General features: G+C 38.4%; 18 protein-coding genes. 9 read left to right on the plus strand and 9 right to left on the minus strand.

Translation table 11 applies throughout. The features are described from left to right. The first annotated feature begins 202 nt into the window (after positions 1–202). The 3 genes from QZ488_RS11485 to QZ488_RS11495 are packed head-to-tail and all read left to right on the plus strand — an operon-like array spanning position 203 to position 3,251. Positions 203–1,120 (plus strand): acyltransferase, encoded by a 918-nt coding sequence (locus QZ488_RS11485; protein ID WP_293748742.1) that lies wholly within the window; start codon positions 203–205, stop codon positions 1,118–1,120. Next, complete coding sequence (locus tag QZ488_RS11490; RefSeq protein WP_293748744.1) at positions 1,113–2,009, plus strand: acyltransferase; 897 nt, start codon at positions 1,113–1,115, stop codon at positions 2,007–2,009. Before QZ488_RS11485 ends, QZ488_RS11490 begins: the two co-directional genes overlap by 8 nt. Beyond that, entirely contained in the window at positions 2,010–3,251 is a 1,242-nt protein-coding gene (locus tag QZ488_RS11495; RefSeq protein ID WP_293748746.1) for a mechanosensitive ion channel family protein, read from the plus strand. Between the two features lie 20 nt (positions 3,252–3,271). On the opposite strand, the gene QZ488_RS11500 is transcribed toward QZ488_RS11495, so the two are convergent. Beyond that, positions 3,272–3,469, minus strand: coding sequence for a hypothetical protein (locus QZ488_RS11500; RefSeq protein ID WP_293748748.1), 198 nt, complete (start codon positions 3,467–3,469; stop codon positions 3,272–3,274). Positions 3,470–3,719: 250 nt separating this feature from the next. Here QZ488_RS11500 and QZ488_RS11505 point away from each other — a divergent pair, with 250 nt between their 5' ends. Together QZ488_RS11505 and QZ488_RS11510 are read left to right on the plus strand one after the other, a co-directional pair. After that, positions 3,720–4,502, plus strand: coding sequence for a YggN family protein (locus QZ488_RS11505; RefSeq protein ID WP_293748750.1), 783 nt, complete (start codon positions 3,720–3,722; stop codon positions 4,500–4,502). A 39-nt stretch (positions 4,503–4,541) separates the two neighbouring features. Further along, positions 4,542–5,360 (plus strand): SDR family oxidoreductase, encoded by an 819-nt coding sequence (locus QZ488_RS11510; protein ID WP_293748752.1) that lies wholly within the window; start codon positions 4,542–4,544, stop codon positions 5,358–5,360. A 94-nt stretch (positions 5,361–5,454) separates the two neighbouring features. Here the strand turns inward: QZ488_RS11510 and QZ488_RS11515 are convergent, their stop codons facing one another. From QZ488_RS11515 to QZ488_RS11540, 6 genes are all read right to left on the minus strand, one after another. Then, entirely contained in the window at positions 5,455–6,876 is a 1,422-nt protein-coding gene (locus QZ488_RS11515; RefSeq protein WP_293748754.1) for a sodium-dependent transporter, read from the minus strand. A 115-nt stretch (positions 6,877–6,991) separates the two neighbouring features. Next, complete coding sequence (locus tag QZ488_RS11520) at positions 6,992–7,732, minus strand: SDR family NAD(P)-dependent oxidoreductase (RefSeq protein ID WP_293748756.1); 741 nt, start codon at positions 7,730–7,732, stop codon at positions 6,992–6,994. After that, positions 7,725–8,138, minus strand: a complete 414-nt coding sequence (locus QZ488_RS11525; RefSeq protein WP_293748758.1) for a thiol-disulfide oxidoreductase DCC family protein — start codon at positions 8,136–8,138, stop codon at positions 7,725–7,727. The genes QZ488_RS11520 and QZ488_RS11525 overlap by 8 nt, the downstream gene beginning before the upstream one ends. A gap of 57 nt (positions 8,139–8,195) precedes the next feature. Then, on the minus strand, positions 8,196–9,422 hold the full coding sequence (locus QZ488_RS11530) for a sigma-70 family RNA polymerase sigma factor (protein ID WP_293748760.1): 1,227 nt from the start codon (positions 9,420–9,422) through the stop codon (positions 8,196–8,198). A 30-nt stretch (positions 9,423–9,452) separates the two neighbouring features. Continuing rightward, on the minus strand, positions 9,453–9,794 hold the full coding sequence (locus tag QZ488_RS11535; RefSeq protein ID WP_293748762.1) for a YciI family protein: 342 nt from the start codon (positions 9,792–9,794) through the stop codon (positions 9,453–9,455). A gap of 284 nt (positions 9,795–10,078) precedes the next feature. Next, positions 10,079–11,170, minus strand: coding sequence for a hypothetical protein (locus QZ488_RS11540; protein WP_293748764.1), 1,092 nt, complete (start codon positions 11,168–11,170; stop codon positions 10,079–10,081). Between the two features lie 258 nt (positions 11,171–11,428). On the opposite strand from QZ488_RS11540, the gene QZ488_RS11545 reads away from it, so the two are divergent. From QZ488_RS11545 to QZ488_RS11555, 3 genes are read left to right on the plus strand one after another with little or no spacing between them, the layout of a single operon-like run. After that, on the plus strand, positions 11,429–11,836 hold the full coding sequence (locus QZ488_RS11545; RefSeq protein WP_293748766.1) for a nuclear transport factor 2 family protein: 408 nt from the start codon (positions 11,429–11,431) through the stop codon (positions 11,834–11,836). Positions 11,837–11,868: 32 nt separating this feature from the next. Further along, the gene (gene fldB / locus QZ488_RS11550) at positions 11,869–12,411 is read left to right on the plus strand and encodes a flavodoxin FldB (RefSeq protein ID WP_293748768.1); all 543 of its coding nucleotides are present in this window, start codon (positions 11,869–11,871) and stop codon (positions 12,409–12,411) included. 8 nt (positions 12,412–12,419) lie between these two features. Continuing rightward, positions 12,420–13,205: a CLCA_X family protein gene (locus tag QZ488_RS11555; RefSeq protein WP_293748770.1), complete on the plus strand. Its 786-nt coding sequence runs from the start codon at positions 12,420–12,422 to the stop codon at positions 13,203–13,205. A gap of 41 nt (positions 13,206–13,246) precedes the next feature. Here QZ488_RS11555 and QZ488_RS11560 read toward each other — a convergent pair whose 3' ends face one another. Beyond that, the gene (locus tag QZ488_RS11560; protein WP_293748772.1) at positions 13,247–14,443 is read right to left on the minus strand and encodes an HDOD domain-containing protein; all 1,197 of its coding nucleotides are present in this window, start codon (positions 14,441–14,443) and stop codon (positions 13,247–13,249) included. 657 nt (positions 14,444–15,100) lie between these two features. Here QZ488_RS11560 and QZ488_RS11565 point away from each other — a divergent pair. Further along, positions 15,101–15,508, plus strand: a complete 408-nt coding sequence (locus tag QZ488_RS11565; RefSeq protein ID WP_293748774.1) for a biopolymer transporter ExbD — start codon at positions 15,101–15,103, stop codon at positions 15,506–15,508. A gap of 118 nt (positions 15,509–15,626) precedes the next feature. Here the strand turns inward: QZ488_RS11565 and rraA are convergent, their stop codons facing one another. Then, on the minus strand, positions 15,627–16,112 hold the full coding sequence (gene rraA / locus QZ488_RS11570; protein ID WP_293748776.1) for a ribonuclease E activity regulator RraA: 486 nt from the start codon (positions 16,110–16,112) through the stop codon (positions 15,627–15,629). Positions 16,113–16,315 lie beyond the last annotated feature (203 nt).

Consider the following 16,315-nt stretch of genomic DNA (forward strand, 5'->3'; position numbering starts at 1 on the left):
AATTATTCACCATTATTGGAGACAAATAAACATATTGGGGTTGGCGATAATACACATTTTGCCGATGAAAATCTCGGACAGACGGTGAAAAGGCAATGCCTGTCTTTACCCATACACAATGGAAAACAATAACTACTACATCTCATACATGTTTTTAGTTTAAACTTGTGGCAGATTTAAAGTAGTAGTGACGTTTTACAGCATGTTTTCAACGATTTTTTCCCCATTGTTTGGTGCCATATCGGCATTTTGTTATTTTATTAACACCATTTTTTGGCTAATTCCCATTTTAATTTGTTCATTTCTCAAGTTAATTCCCATTAAAATATGGCAAACATTTATGTCTTATTTGTTAGATGGTTGTGCAACAAATTGGATATCGGTCAACAGTGCAAATCAGAATTTATTTAGTCGTACTAAATTTGAAGCCACAGGGCTGGAAGGACTAAGTAAAAGAGATTGGTATTTGGTCATATCAAACCACCGCTCTTGGGTTGATATATTAGTGTTACAACGGGTTTTTAATCACAAAATTCCTTTTCTAAAATTTTTCCTCAAAAAAGAACTCATTTGGGTACCTTTTCTTGGTTTAGCTTGGTGGGCATTAGATTTTCCCTTTATGCATAGATACAGCAAAGCGTTATTGGCCAAACATCCCCACTTAAAAGGTAAAGATTTAGAAAATACCCGTAAGGCTTGCGAAAAGTTTACGTTCAAACCCGTCAGTATCATGAATTTTGTAGAAGGTACGCGGTTAACTGAACAAAAACGGATACGCCAAGGGGAAAAATTTCAACACTTACTAAAACCTAAAGCGGGCGGTATGGCTTTTGTTTTAGGGGCCATGGGACAGCAGCTTCATAAATTACTCGATGTCACTATCCATTACCCTGAAGGAACACCTACTTTCTGGGACTTTGCCTGTGGCAAAGTCAACAAAGTACAAGTGCAGATTAAAGTGTTATCTATCCAAGATTTATTAAACAGTGATGTTTATGGCGATGATTACTTCGATGACCATACACAAAGAGTTAAATTTCAACGTTGGTTAACGGAATTATGGCAGCAAAAAGACCAAGAGTTGCAAGCACTTTTGGCAGAGAAGTCGCAAGATGTTTAGTATTTTTCCACGTTTTATTGTGTTCCCAATACACTTAACCTTGCAGATGATAAGTCTAGCGTTTTGGGCAATTTCTATCACGTTGTTTGGTTTAGTGAAGTTTATTCTACCTTTCTCCTTTATCACTAAACCTACCAATGTCATATTGAATTTCATGATGTGCGCTTTTGGAATTTGCAGTGTTAGTTTAATAAAATGTATGAATAAAGTGGAATTAGACTATGCGATTGAAGGTGAACTGAGCAAAAACGAGTGGTATCTAATAGTAGCGAATCACCTAAGTTGGTTAGATATTATTTTGTTAACCGATTTTGCCGCTGGCAAAATTCCCGCACCGAAATTTTTTCTTAAAAAAGAATTAATTTGGCTACCTTTTGTAGGGCTTGGAGCATGGGCATTAGACATGCCGTTTATGCAGCGATATAACAAAGCGTTTTTGCAAAAAAATCCCCATTTAGAAGGTAAAGACATTGCCACCACCAAAAAGTCTTGTGAAAAATTTCGCCAGTTGCCTACTACAGTCATCAATTTTGTCGAAGGCAATCGTTTTACCCCAGAAAAGCAACAATTAAAACAAAGCGCATTTATAAACCTTTTACCTCCTAAAGCAGGAGGCATTGCATTTACGTTAGCAACTATGGGTGAGTTATTCACTAGTGTTCTGGATATTACAATAATATATCCTGAGACAAACGGTAGTCCTATGATGGCAATGTTAAATGGCCGGCTAAAAAAGGTTATTATCCGAGTGAATGTACATCCAGTTACTGATGAAATTGTTGGTGATTATTTTAAAGATGAAAAATTTAAACTCGGTTTTCAAGAGTGGTTAAATTCGATTTGGCAAAACAAAGATAAACTTATTACCGAATTAAAAGGGACTAAATAAGTGCAAGAAACTCACTACATTTCAGAAAATTTAATATCACTATTAGCGTATTTTGGTATTCAAGTTACGCCTCAGAGCTGGGCATTTCAAATAACGGCTTTGGCTGGAATTTTCACCATCGCTTGGCTGAGTAATTGGATAACCAAAAGTTTACTCAATAGCCGCGTACGAAAACTTGTTTTAAAGAGCAAAAACCAATTTGACGACGAGTTACATCAACATGGTTTTTTCAAACGTATCGGGCATATTGTACCAGCTGTTTTTATTTATTTACTTAGCCAATTGCTCATTGAAAACCCAGCATTGCTGGCATTCTTGCAAAAATCAGCAGTCATCTATGTGCTTATTTCTGCTGTCATGGCAATCAGTGCGCTGTTGAATACCATCGAGGACACGTATAACGCCTCAAATTTGGCTAAAAAAGCCCCCATTACTGGTTTCATTCAAGTCGCTAAATTATTTATCGTCATCATTGCCGGCTTATTGATCATTTCTAACTTAATGGACAAATCACCACTATTGCTGCTATCAGGGTTAGGTGCAGTTACCGCCATTCTGTTGTTATTATTCCGAGATACTATTTTAGGTTTTGTTGCCGGTATTCAGATAGCTGCAAATCGAATGGTTAACACCGGAGATTGGATAGAAATGCCCAAATATGGGGCTGATGGTGACGTATTGCAGGTAGGCTTAACGACCGTGAAAGTGCAAAATTGGGATAAAACAATCTCGACCATCCCCACTTATGCGCTTATTTCAGAGCCGGTGAAAAATTGGCGAGGCATGAGCGAAAGTGGTGGCCGTCGTATTAAGCGCTCTTTGAATATCGATATCCAAAGCATACGTTTTTGTGATCAGGATATGCTGGATGAATTTTCCAAAATTCGCTATATAAAAAGCTATATTCAAGCCAAACTCGAAAAACTACAGCGTTTTCATAATGAGCAAAAAATCGATAGCACAGATTTAGTTAACAGCCGCAGGCTTACCAACATTGGCACATTGCGAGCGTATATGCAGGCGTACTTAGAAAACCACCCTGATATTAACCAAGACATGACTTTAATGGTGCGCCAAAGACCACCTACAGAACTTGGAGTTCCTCTAGAAATTTATTGTTTTTGTGCGGATAAAAACTGGGTTAATTATGAAGGGATCCAAAGCGATATTTTTGATCACTTGCTTGCGATACTGCCAGCATTTAGATTAAGAGCTTACCAACGTGTTAGTGATAAGCCCTAATTTCTTACATCAGTCTAATACTAAACAGTCGCCAAAGCGTATAAAAACACTACGAATAAGACCAACGCTGACGCGCCAAAAAAGCCATATTCCACCTTAGACTGCATAACGTTCACACCTTCTGGTGTAGGTAAAAAGCTCATAATAATGCTGCTAGTACCTAAAACAAAGGTGATTAATGTAAAACCAAACAAAATGGGTTCGAGCCAATTACTCATCAGTCAATTCCTACGTATTCCAAATTATGGACATTATGCACCAAAAACCCAGAATGCCAAAAGACATAAAAGGAAATTTATATTGGCATAAAATCTCACTTATTAGCGATATTCACTAACTTCAGCTTTAACATCGATTGAACTGAGCATATATAAATCATATCTAACTGTTTTTTATAGGTTTTTATTTCTGGCCTAGGCTTTGCTCTATAAAATGAGTCAACCATTATTAATCAGCTAGGAGAATTTTATGCGTACAGTAATATTTGCAGGAGCGTTAGCTTGTTGCTCACTTCCAGTTATTGCTAATCAGTGTAACGTCGAACTCAACGGCAACATGCAATTAGAAAACAACGTATTAGCAGTCAAGTTAGACAACGATACCCGCCTTACCATAGATCAAGATAAAATCTTGTATGTTGATGGCATTGCTTTAACGCTAGATACCCAACAACAAAGTTGGGTGGACAACTATTATGATGGAATCAACCTAGCTGCACCTCAAGCAGCAGCTATAGCCACCGATGCTGTCGCGTTGGCAAGTACCGCACTAAATGAGGTATTTACCGAACTACTAGGTTCAGATAATACTGCCTTAGAGGACTTGTCAGAAAAATTACGCAACCTTGATCAGCAAATTCAATATAATTTTTATGCGGACAATGGTGACATTCGTTTACACTCCGAATCGTTTGAAAATGGTGAGTTTTTTGGCGAACAATGGGAAGCTCAATTTGAAGACGCTATCGAAGATTTAGTCACGGATTCAATTGGCCACCTAATGGTTGCTATAGGTACTCAGCTCATTTTTAGTGGTGGAGACATGACTGAATTCGAACAAAAAATGGAACGTTTTGGCGAACAGATGGAACAAAAAGTAGAATATCAAGCTGAAGCACTTGAAGACAAAGCAGAAGAGTTATGCGCTACTTTGGCCAGAGTCGACGTAGCTGAAAACTATTTACAAATGAACATCAAACAACTTTCCAAGCTTGATGTCATTCACGTAAGCGAACAATATGATGCTATGTAATAATTTAGGCTAAGTCACCTAGTAGGATGAAAAATAATAGTGAAAATAGCAATTGTTGGTTGCGGCTGGTTAGGCTTGCCACTAGGTCTTAGTCTACAAAAAAGTGGTCACAGTATTGTGGCTACTCGCCGTTCTGAAACTGGTTGCTCACAGCTAAATTCACTAGGATTCACCGCTGTCCAGTTCGAATTAGGAGCGACACTTAGCCAGAAAAAATTCACTCCTATTTTTAGTTCTGACTTACTGATTTTAAATATTCCAGTCGGTCGAAAAACACTATCTTCTGAAACATTCAGCATCAATATGCATGACTTATTAAAGCAAGCTGCCAAAAGTAGTATTAAGCAGGTTATCTTTATCAGTACTACATCTGTGTATGGTGAGCAAAACGCAGTCGTTACAGAAAAAAGTCCAACTCATCCAAGCTCTGAATCGGGCCAAATTAACTTGCTGGTAGAACAAAAGGTACAACGCTATTTCGCTAGTCAAGCCAGCATACTTAGACTTTCTGGACTAGTGGGTGAGGACAGGCACCCAGTAAACTACCTAGCAGCAAAAACCGAATTAGCCGCACCAAATAAAATAGTTAATTTAGTGCATCAATATGATGTTATTCAAAGCATTGAATCTGTTATCAAAAACAAGGTTTGGGGGCATACTTTAGTGATATGTTCAACAGAACACCCGACTAGGCACGAATATTATACCTGGGCGGCAGAACAACTCAGTTTAATACCTCCCTCGTTCATCGAACAGCAAGCACCGACAAACGGCAAGTTAATCGATGGGAGAGACAGCTTAAGTTTATTAGGCATAAACCTTAAATATCCTAGCCCTTACGATATGTTATCGAGATAATGAACCTGCCTAGACAAATTACTAACAATCAAACCAAAACAAAAAAGCCAAACTTTTGAGGTTTGGCTTTATGACAGTTTTGGTGCACTAGGTCTTAACCGATCAATGCAGTTCCAAAATATTTCAACGCTACTGTGTTAATGAACACCAACAACAAAATAACAGGAATAAAAGTACCTACGGAAAAATCAACATAACGTTCAAACCAGCTATGTTCATAACTAGGTGAACCTTCATCGAGCTCTTTATTGAAATTTTCCTTCTTCCAACGGTAGATAACAAAAATACATATTAATAGACCATTGAGAGGCAAAATAGTGTCGTAAAACACATCAATTATCACGTCAAAGAATGACTTAGACTGCCCGGCATAACTTATAAAACCAGTAAAGAAATCAACCATTCCGAATGAAGTTGCAGCCATTAACGAGAAAATGACTAATAGTAGCCCCATCCAACCAAGTGCCTTGCGTCGGCTGAATTTTTTCTCATCCATCAAGGCCGCTACTGGCACTTCGAATATAGACACAATCGAGGTAATCGCAGCAAAAAACACTAACAAAAAGAAGAAGCTAGCAATGGCGCTGGCTCCCACATAACCAATAGTGGTTTGTAATGCTAAAAATATTTTAGGTAAAAACGTAAATATCATACCAACTGATGAGTCGCTTAGATCATTGGTGTTAATATCAGGATTAAAGGAAAATACAGCCGGTAGAATCAATAAACCAGCGATAAAGGCCACTGCAGTATCGAGTAGTGCTACCATTTTTGCAGAACCAGGTACGTCGGCCTTTTTATCCAGATACGAACCGTAGGTGATCATGATCCCCATACCCAAAGATAATGAAAAGAACGCCTGAGATAACGCACCATTGACCACAGATGCATTAATCTTACTGAAATCTGGGATCACATAATACTTCACACCTTCAAAAGCATTATCCAGTGTCAGTACAAAAATGACTAAAGCCACCAGCATGACAAACAGGGTGGGCATCATAAATTTAGCTGCTTTTTCAATCCCTTGGCTTACTCCGCCTTGCAAGATCAAATAAATAACAGCCAAAACCCCAACCATGTAATAAAACAAGTCGTAACCATTGATAAAGGAACCAAACGTATCAGGAGCGGCCAGCATGTCTAAGTTACCGGTTATGGAGTGAAACAAATAACCGAATATCCAAACAGTGATAACCAAGTAAAAAACTGCGATCATGAAGGGCGTAATAATCGAAAGCCAACCAGCTAACTTCCAGCCTTTATGGCCGTCTGTCAAAGATGAATAAGCACCGAGTGGGTCTTTACGGCTATGTCTACCTACAGACATTTCAGCCAACATCACAGGCAAACAAATAAAAGCTACAAAAAGGGCATAAATTAATAAGAATGCGCCACCACCATTTTTAGTAGCCGCAACAGGGAAACCTACCATATTACCGATACCCACAGCCGAACCAGCTGCAGCTAGAATAAAACCTAAACGAGAACCAAACTGTTCGCGAGGTGCGCTCATAACCTATCCTTTATTATTTTTATAATTCTTACAGATGTTACCAGCAGAGATCCATAAAGTCTTTTATGTTGGCAATTCAAGCACTACAAAAATCACAAAAAATGTTTACAGCTTATTACCATGGGATGTCGTTACCTTGCCAATCAATGTAATGGGGCCCGTTTTCAGCGCTAAGACTAGGGATAATTTTAAGTAACTGGGTGACTGTAAAATTAGCAGTAAATAATTTTCCTGTTGGCACTTTCGACTGAAACGGCTTGGACAGCTCTGTTTCAACTGTGCCTGGGTGGTAACTAATTAAGCTAATATTTTTGGCACGTCTTTGACATTCAATTTGAGCACACTTTATCATCATATTAAGTGCAGCTTTACTGGCTCGATAGCCATACCAACCACCTAATTGATTATCACTAATGCTGCCAACTCTGGCACTAAAAAAAACTAATTTTGCAGGTTCAGTGCCCTTAAGTATCGATTCAACATGTTTTAACCATATAGCTGGTAATATGGCATTTGTTTTGAAGTAAAAACTTAGTTGGTCTTGCTGTATATCCTCCAAACGTTTTTCAGGCATAATTCGTTGGTTATCAGCATCCGTAGCATGTAGAGCACCGATGCAACAAACCACTAAAGTAAACTGACCATTATCTTGCTTAAGCTGTTGGCAATATTGAGCAACTAGGCTTGCATTTTCAGAGTCCAAACTATGATACTGAACACCATTTACAGGTGATGCTGCAGAAGTACGGGATACCGCATACACCTTTTCATATTCACCTGATTCATATAATTGCTTAACCAAGGCTTTTCCTATGCCTCCAGAGGCACCTATTACCAATGCATTGCCTTTATACATCAATTTTTTCACCTTTAGCTTCACAGGGAACACAACGTTTCTTACCCGTTAGAAGATAAGAAATACGGTAGCGATGTTTAGCAAATACATTATATGCAATATCGGCAAACCAACTGATGACCGGCCATCGTAACGGCGCATATACCCAACCTTTACCGACCAATTTCCAAGCTAAATATGTCACATCTAATCCACTGATAAGACGTCCATCCTGCAAATAACCATGAATACGAGCGTTCAAAGATTGCCAATCTAAGTGAGGATAACGAGCGGAAAAAGAGGGATGCTGAATATCAACAAAAGAAAGATTTTGATGTTTATCTAGCTGTTTTAACTTGTCCATTTCCATTAAACATAATGGGCAGTAACTATCATAAAAAATAGTCAGAGGAGAATTTTGAATCATTTGATACGCACTATTATTCAAACTATATAATATCTACGTCTTTAAATGCGTTATGGATTACAGTTTGAGCAATTGCCCTCTCTTTTTTATTAAGAAGTCCCGCTCTATACTATTTTTACTCAAACTAATTGCCTTACTAATTGAAGAAATAGCCCGTTCAGTCAAATTCAAACGACTTTCTAACTCTCCGCGTGCTGCATAATAAGGCTGATATTGATTAAGCTCATTTTTCAGCGTGACAACCTCTTCATAAGCTTGCTTAAGTAACCCTCCATTTGCCTTAGCAATGGCAAGGTTAAGCGCAACAACAGGAGAAGGGTGCAAATGAAACAAACTCATATATAACAACTGAATTTGTGCCCAATCGGTAGTTTCCCAACTTTTTGCCCTTGAATGTAAACCACTAATGGCAGCTTGAATCTGATAGGGACCACGCTGTTTATACTCTAAAGCTTTATGAATAAAAACATCCGCTTGCTCTATTTTATCCTGATCCCATAAAGTTCTATTTTGCTGTTCTAGGGTTATATAAGGATCGGTAGCTGAGCTGCGAGACAATCGACGTGCATCATGAAATAACATCAAAGCAGCTAAACCAAATACTTCAGCGTTGGGTACCAGCTTTACCATCAACAAACTTAACCTAATGGCTTCGTTGGCCAAATCTTGCCTGTTTAAAGTTTGACCTTCATAAGCAGAATACGATTCATTATAAATAAGATAAATCACTTTCAACACTGATGGCAGTCTAATGCTGAGTTGCTTAGCGTTAGGAACATCATAGCTGATACCGGCATCCCTTATCTTCTTCTTTGCCCGAGTGATGCGCTGCCCTACCGCGACTTCTGACAATAGATAGGCACGGGCAATTTCTCTCACACTTAAGCCACACAAAGTTCGCAACGTAAGTGCTACTTGCGCCGCTTCACTTAGCGCTGGATGGCAACAGATAAAGATTAGCCTTAACCTTTCATCGGGCACCTCATAGTCTGTTTCTAAGTCAGTGTCGTCTTGTACGTAAAGAGATTGCTCAATTAACTGTAAGGTATTTGGATTCTGCTGGGAGCTCTGTTGCCGTAATTTGTCGATTAATTTACGCTTCGCAACTAAGTGTAACCAAGCGACAGTATTTTCAGGTACTCCTTGAACAAGCCATTTCTTACTGGCTTGTTCGCAGGCGTCTTGCAGTGCATCTTCGGCCAACTGCAAGTCTCGTGATAAATACATTAAAGACGCTAAAACCTGACCGGATTGAGCACGAAAAATTCGTGCTAGATTATCCATTGTCAAAATGTTCTGACTTTTTGACTCATATTATTGATCAAAAACCATCACGGGCCTGACTTCAATGGTGCCATAACGGGCACTGGGGATTTTTGCTGCCCATTCCAGCGCCTCATCAAGATTTTTACACTCAAATAAATAATACCCACCAAGCTGTTCTTTTGTTTCAGCAAAAGGCCCGTCAGTTAATTCAGATTTTGAATTTCGCACTCTTACAGAAGTAGCAGTACTAACAGCCTCTAACGCATTGCCTCCTAATAAAATCCCAGCCTTTTCTGCTTGTTCATCAAACGCTTGATATTGGGCTATCAAAGTCTCCAAATCGACGTCATCTTGCTCTTCACCAGCATAAATCAAAGCTAAAAATTGCATGTTTATTCTGCCTATTAAATGAATATAGTTAAGAAACAATAGATGTTTCTCACCGTAACATCGAACTAGCACATCGCATTCAGACATAATTTAGTAAAATTTTTCAATTTTCTGCTTTGAATTGTAATTTGGCGAAGGCCACATTGGCACATTTGTAGAAATGTTTGAGGAAAACGGCAATGGGAATAATCTACTTGCTCAAACTACACAGAAGTAAACATTTAGTTTTTTACAACAGAAAAAACATAGGATTCAAACCCAGTACCTATTGATAATGGTTCGAACTAATCAAACCATTTTGATTGGATAGGCAAACTAAACAACAACGGTGCAAACATTTGATAGTTTTCGCGATTTTGCGAACATTTCACGTTATTTAAATACACTGCTTTCCATGGATCATTAATTAGCCATAAGGTCTCATCAACCACAGCCACACCTTCTATAGAGGCATTGTCCATCGCTTCGTAGTTTTCACATCCTTCACTGCTAGTTTGAATTTCTGCAAAAAAATCTACCGGTAAAATGACCGTTTCTTTTTGGCCAGATAAATCGACTACCCATAATGTTTCGTCATTTCTGGCAGCCACTAGCAAAAATTCTCGGTTATCAGGCGTTTGATAATAGTCCATACCGTTAATGGGGTGATTGCCACTTTCAAAAGTCGGTAGTTTGAGTGCAAATGTTTTTACAGCTGCATATTCATCTGAATGCCAAAATTCGTTGTTCATTTGTAGAGAAAAAATTCTAGCTTGTTTATTACTGTCTTTTTCAATACCTAGATACAAAGTCCGGTCCTGACCAAATGCTAAGGCTTCAACGCCATCATTAGGGAAATCACCAATCTGCATACTGGCAGAAAACTGGATAGGCCGAATATGCGTAATGAGTACAATATTGTTGGTTTGTAATTCTAGCCTCACCAGCAATGTAGGATAATTAGTTGAGCCTGAATCTAAATATTTTTGCTGACATGCTTCTGACATCGGATCGGCATATGAGGCATCCTCAGTTACTACATAAAATATTCGGTCATCTTCAGGATCAACAGTCAGCGCCTCTAGATCAGGGTTATCAGTAATGTAGGCGGCAAAACAGCTTGATTGTAATTCTTCAGATAAAATCATTGGGAAGTCAATAGCACCTAACAATGCATCATCTTTAGAAATAGTCCGTAAACGCAAGCGCTGCTCTGGATCGGCACTGCGGTCGCTTAATGTCATCAACCCATCACGCCACTTAACTAATCCTGATGACTGCGGGTTACGCATCACCTGACCATTTTGCTCCATGATCCAATGTCCATTGACTTGTAAAGTTTGATCTACTGTTGCCGTTTCAGGGATTTTCCCACAACTAACGAATAAACCGCACATCCCTATAATCCCACCCAAAAACGTTCTCATTTACCCACTGTCTCAATGTAATCAATAACTGAATTAGTTTACCCTACTCAAAATTATGAAGAAATATTTATTTGGACCAGTTGGTCATTATTTGTTAACACTGCAGACAGCAGTGTTAATACAACCGTTCATCAAATTTTCAGATCAACGATTAAAAGCCGCGTAACCAGACTTTATTTGTATAATGTGTCGGTGTATGTGCATTCTTGTATAATTGAGGGGAACACAGTGAAAATTCTATGCTTGATAGTGTTGGTCAGTTGGGCTGTTTCTACTGCAGCTGCATCATCAAAACAAGTAACGTTATTTATCGATGCTTACAATCAACATGATATTGAAAAAATGCTTGAAAAAACCAGTGAACAAGTGAAATGGTTATATAACATTGATGATCAAATACTCATTGAAACAGATGGTAAGGACGCTTTGAGAACTGCAATGATTGCCCACTTTAAACAACGCTCTCAGGCCCGCTCACAGATTAAAAAATCTATGACGCTTGGTGACACTGTAGCTGTTATAGAAGAGGCATTCTCGAATGATGGGGAACATTCACAATGTGCATTATCGATTTACCAACTAAAACAAAACCTCATTAATTCAATAACTTACTATTCGGCCACTGCTTGTGAATAACCTCACCAATGCCTCATTTCATATAGGATTTCATGATTAATAACGAATTAAAAATCGGCTTATTTTACGGCTCAACCACTTGTTACACTGAAATGGCAGCTGAAAAAATTCAGGCTAAGATAGACCAGTTAATGGGTTATCCCTGCATTGAATTATTGAATATTAAAGACGTATCACTGACCCAAGCAGAAGATTTTGAAATTTTGATTTTTGGTATTTCCACCTGGGATTTTGGCGAACTGCAAGAGGACTGGGAATCCAAATGGCAAGACATATCTGGACTAAACCTAGCCAATAAAACCGTCGCCATTTTTGGTTTGGGCGATCAACTAGGTTACGCAGAGTGGTTTCAAGATGCAGTGGGCATGTTGCATGATGAACTGCTGGTATTAGACTGTAATTTTGTGGGTTATTGGCCTAACGATGGATACGACTTTATTGCCTCGAAAGCGCTCACTGAAGACAAAAGTTTTTTTGTTGGTTTGTGTCTTGATGACGAAAACCAATATGATTTAACCGATGAACGTATCGACAATTGGTGTAACCAGTTAATAGCTGAAATAGAAACCCTGTAATTAACACAGTGCATACTCCCGACTCCCGTATTCATAAACCTTACTATCGGAACGGCCCTTCACACCGAGATGGTGCCGACGTTAGTTTTCAAGATATAGTTAAAATTTTTGGCTTTCGTACTGTGACAATTGGCAAATGGGTTACTGCAGCAGAGCAACAAATTGCAGCCAACCTATTTTTTGATGCTTTATGTGACTTAATGGATATTTTACAGGTGCCTGAGGCGGTCATTTCTTTAAATGGTAGTTTGTCATTGGCATTTGGTAGCGGCGGAAGAAAACATAGCAGTGCCCATTATGAGTCTAATACCAAAAAGTTAGCACTGGCCAAAAATGCTGGAGGCGGCGCACTTGCCCATGAATGGTTCCACGCTTTTGACCATTATATTTGTGATAAATTATTTATTCATACATCCCATGAACAGTTTGCTTCTCAGTGTTGGTTACAAGATCAGCCGCAAATATCGCATCAACTAAATGAAAAACTCAGCTTGTCCTTCGAATCAATCTTTTTAACTACCGATAAAAGCCAACCTAATGAGTACGTCAATCGCAGCGCACAAGCTGATAAACTACTAAAAACATTTTATTACGCTCGCCCACAAGAACTTGTTGCTCGTGCCTTTGAGGCTAGTATTCAAGATCACCACATCAAAAATGCATTTTTGGTGCAAGGCACTAAACAAAGCCCAGAAGCAAAGATGGGGATCTACCCAGCAAACGAACTCAGGGCAACAATTTCTAAAAACCTGCTCGATTATTTTTATTATTTAGGTACGGCAATAAAAACCTGAAAACATCACCAACAAAATGAATCCCTTTGGCCAAAATCACATTATTTTGGCACAGCAAATTGCATCAACTCATCAGCCCAAATAGTGGCATCCCAATAGGCTTCGTCCAACTTATTAATCACTCTTGCGGGAAGAAGTCGCCCTTTTTCATACCCAAAAACATAGTTTAAAACGCTACTTTCACTTTTGTTTGAAGACAGTAATTCTTCCTTAACATGTGCTGGAAAATTTATATTGTCCAGCAAGGTCACCATTTCAATTTTTAACACTGCATCCAGCCCCGAAAACAGCCCTACAATGAAATAATCCTCAGCGTTTTTTTGTTTACTACTTACTGCAAATAGTTGACATGTTTTAGCTCTTACCAACAAAGTACGAAACAATTCACTTGGTTGATCAGAACCTGCGACTAAAGATAAAATAATCGCCCATTTTTTCACGACCACTATACCGAGCTTGATGACAGCCTCTCGTAAGTTGGTTATTTCATGTTTAAACGGATAAATGGGACAATTTACAATCTTAAGGATTTTAAGTACTAGGCTAGGATCGGCAGCAATTAAATCAGACACTTCTTTAACGCTGACGTTTTCTTTGCAAAGTTCCGACACTAAGTTCAACAATGTTTGTTTACTGCCAGTAAAATTACGTCCCTCAATTATGGTTGGATGTTCCAAGTAGTAACCTTGAAACAAATCAAAACCTAACTCTTTGCAAATCTGATAAGTAGCTTCATCTTCAACTTTTTCAGCCAATAGTGTTTTGCCGACAAAATTGAATTTTTTAAGCTGATCTTTAAGTGTTGAGATGTCAACATTGAGCACATCGATCTTAATGATCGAAACCAGTGGGAAAAAAGCTTCGCTTCCAGGTGTAAAGATAAAATCATCTAGTGCAAGTTTATAACCTTGTTTTCGTAAGTTTGTTAGCGAGTTAATCACTTCAGGTGTTGGTTTTACAGTCTCTAAAATCTCTATGACCAAGTTATCTGGAGATAAAGGTATAAATACGTTTGAAGTAATAAATCCTTCATCCACATTCAAAAAAATTGGATGACCTAATGTCGCATTATCATCGATAAGCCCTGAGCAATAATTGACTATCACCTCTACCGTAGCTTTTACTGATTGCACCGAAGGTGGTAGCAATAAATCTCCACGATAAAGTAACTCAAATGCATAAATGGCATTTCCACGATCATAAATTGGCTGACGCGCAAACAAAACTTCATGTGACATAAAAATCCTTTAATACAACGTTCAAATAACGGTATTTATTGAGTATAGAGTAAAGCGCTTTTAAAAAAATTGTCGTCAATATTAAAAACTAACTTAGATTTTCAAAGATAATGAGCATGTTGGCCGTTAACTTTTAAAGTAAAGACAGGTAAATTTTCTAAGAGCAAACGGGTAGCGATAATTAACCAGATTTGCGACATGTTTGCTACAAAATACAGCTGGTTTTAGACTAAAGTATGAGCTTCAAATGTATTGAGAATGTTCAAATATCTGCAGATAATATTTCTGATGGTATTAAAACGCTAAAATTATTCTTCCCCTTAATTCTTATCATTAGAGCCATTAATTCTTATTATCTGTTTATTAGTTAATCATTGTTTGGGCAGGTTAATAAGAATATCTATCATTTGTAGATAACCAGTTAGAGTAGTGAAAACAGGCTTTTGATAAAGATGACGTCTGCTCACAAGGTTTATTCAGAACAACAATTTGAAAAATCCTACTGGATTATTTTTGTCATTTGGGGCACGCTATAGATCAGTGAGAAATCTTAAACAAGAGCATTTTTTTAATTTAAAGGGAATTAATAGATGTTCTGAAGCATAACTGTCTCTATAATGGGCAGTCTCGTTTTAACCCAATTGGCGATTTATACCGATGAAAAGAAAAAAGCACGGCAGTTCTGACGACGATGCTGCAATTGACATGACTCCCATGTTGGACATAGTGTTCATCATGCTTATCTTCTTTATTGTGACCACTTCTTTCGTGAAAGAGAAAGGTCTAGAAGTGAGTCGTCCCAAAGATTCTAAAACGCCTCCACCGCCGACTAATGTTAAGTCGTTATCTATTCGAGTGAATGAAGATGGCACTATTGTCGTTAACGGTCGTCAAGTAGATATTCGCCGCGTTGAAGCCAATATCCAAAGCTTCTTGGCTGAGAACAACCAAGATTCGGCGGCTGTTCAGGCTCACCCAAAAGCTGAACACGGTGATGTAACTGAAGTTATCAACGAAGTGAAAAGAGCCGGTATTAAAAACGTATCAGTATTGGTTGGTAAGTAAGACTGCACAAAATAAGTAAGTTTAAATTAAAAGGCCGCTATTCATCGAATAGCGGCCTTTTTTATTATAACTAGTTAGCTAAATTTTAATTTACATTAACCTGCATCAATAATTACCGCTATTCAAGATCTAGTGGCTCTGGTGAAAGAATGACGCCTGTGCTGTCTGCATACAAATGGTCTTCTGGTAAAAATGTCACGCCACCGAAGTTAACTGCCACATCGATTTCACCCGTTTCTTGGTCATCAGCACTCACTGGGATTGAAGCTATGGCATGAATACCAATGTCTATTTCTTCTAGCTCATCAACTTCTCGCACGCTGCCGTAACATACGATGCCTTCCCAACCATTATCAAAGGCTAATTGAGCAGCACTGGAGTCAATCAGAGCTCTACGCATTGAGCCACCGCCATCGATTAAAAGGATTTTACCTAATCCAGGTTGTTCTAATGTTTTAAGCACTAAGCCCTTATCTTCAAAACATTTTATGGTAGTAATTTCACCACCATAAGAGGCTCGTCCTCCAAAACTTACAAACATGGGTTCAACCACGTCAACACTGTCGGCAAAAACATCACAAAGAGTAGAAGTATTGTAATCCATGTTTGTTCCAAATATAGCTAGGTCAACTTTGAGTATACTGCTAGTACACAGCAAATCCAGCGTAAAAAGATTTTAGGGGCGGTTTAAACCGTCATAAAGCTTTAGTAAAAGTGTCACACATTCTACATAACCCCAGATCTGCTTAAGCAACGATCATAGCGTTAAGCTCTACGTCAGTTAAATTAAGGGATGGCTTATCTTTC

Source organism: uncultured Paraglaciecola sp. (assembly GCF_913020055.1).
Classification (GTDB): Bacteria; Pseudomonadota; Gammaproteobacteria; order Enterobacterales; family Alteromonadaceae; genus Paraglaciecola.

What these genes read in the sequence shown, in the direction of transcription:
- QZ488_RS11560 (WP_293748772.1), bottom strand. Translation starts at nt 14,443, where the DNA reads ATGTCACATGAAGTTTTGTTTGCGCGTCAGCCAATTTATGATCGTGGA.
- QZ488_RS11485 (WP_293748742.1), top strand. Translation starts at nt 203, where the DNA reads ATGTTTTCAACGATTTTTTCCCCATTGTTTGGTGCCATATCGGCATTT.
- QZ488_RS11540 (WP_293748764.1), bottom strand. Translation starts at nt 11,170, where the DNA reads ATGTGCGGTTTATTCGTTAGTTGTGGGAAAATCCCTGAAACGGCAACA.
- fldB (WP_293748768.1), top strand. Translation starts at nt 11,869, where the DNA reads ATGATTAATAACGAATTAAAAATCGGCTTATTTTACGGCTCAACCACT.
- rraA (WP_293748776.1), bottom strand. Translation starts at nt 16,112, where the DNA reads ATGGATTACAATACTTCTACTCTTTGTGATGTTTTTGCCGACAGTGTT.
- QZ488_RS11565 (WP_293748774.1), top strand. Translation starts at nt 15,101, where the DNA reads ATGAAAAGAAAAAAGCACGGCAGTTCTGACGACGATGCTGCAATTGAC.
- QZ488_RS11535 (WP_293748762.1), bottom strand. Translation starts at nt 9,794, where the DNA reads ATGCAATTTTTAGCTTTGATTTATGCTGGTGAAGAGCAAGATGACGTC.
- QZ488_RS11515 (WP_293748754.1), bottom strand. Translation starts at nt 6,876, where the DNA reads ATGAGCGCACCTCGCGAACAGTTTGGTTCTCGTTTAGGTTTTATTCTA.
- QZ488_RS11490 (WP_293748744.1), top strand. Translation starts at nt 1,113, where the DNA reads ATGTTTAGTATTTTTCCACGTTTTATTGTGTTCCCAATACACTTAACC.
- QZ488_RS11520 (WP_293748756.1), bottom strand. Translation starts at nt 7,732, where the DNA reads ATGTATAAAGGCAATGCATTGGTAATAGGTGCCTCTGGAGGCATAGGA.
- QZ488_RS11505 (WP_293748750.1), top strand. Translation starts at nt 3,720, where the DNA reads ATGCGTACAGTAATATTTGCAGGAGCGTTAGCTTGTTGCTCACTTCCA.
- QZ488_RS11525 (WP_293748758.1), bottom strand. Translation starts at nt 8,138, where the DNA reads ATGATTCAAAATTCTCCTCTGACTATTTTTTATGATAGTTACTGCCCA.
- QZ488_RS11500 (WP_293748748.1), bottom strand. Translation starts at nt 3,469, where the DNA reads ATGAGTAATTGGCTCGAACCCATTTTGTTTGGTTTTACATTAATCACC.
- QZ488_RS11530 (WP_293748760.1), bottom strand. Translation starts at nt 9,422, where the DNA reads ATGGATAATCTAGCACGAATTTTTCGTGCTCAATCCGGTCAGGTTTTA.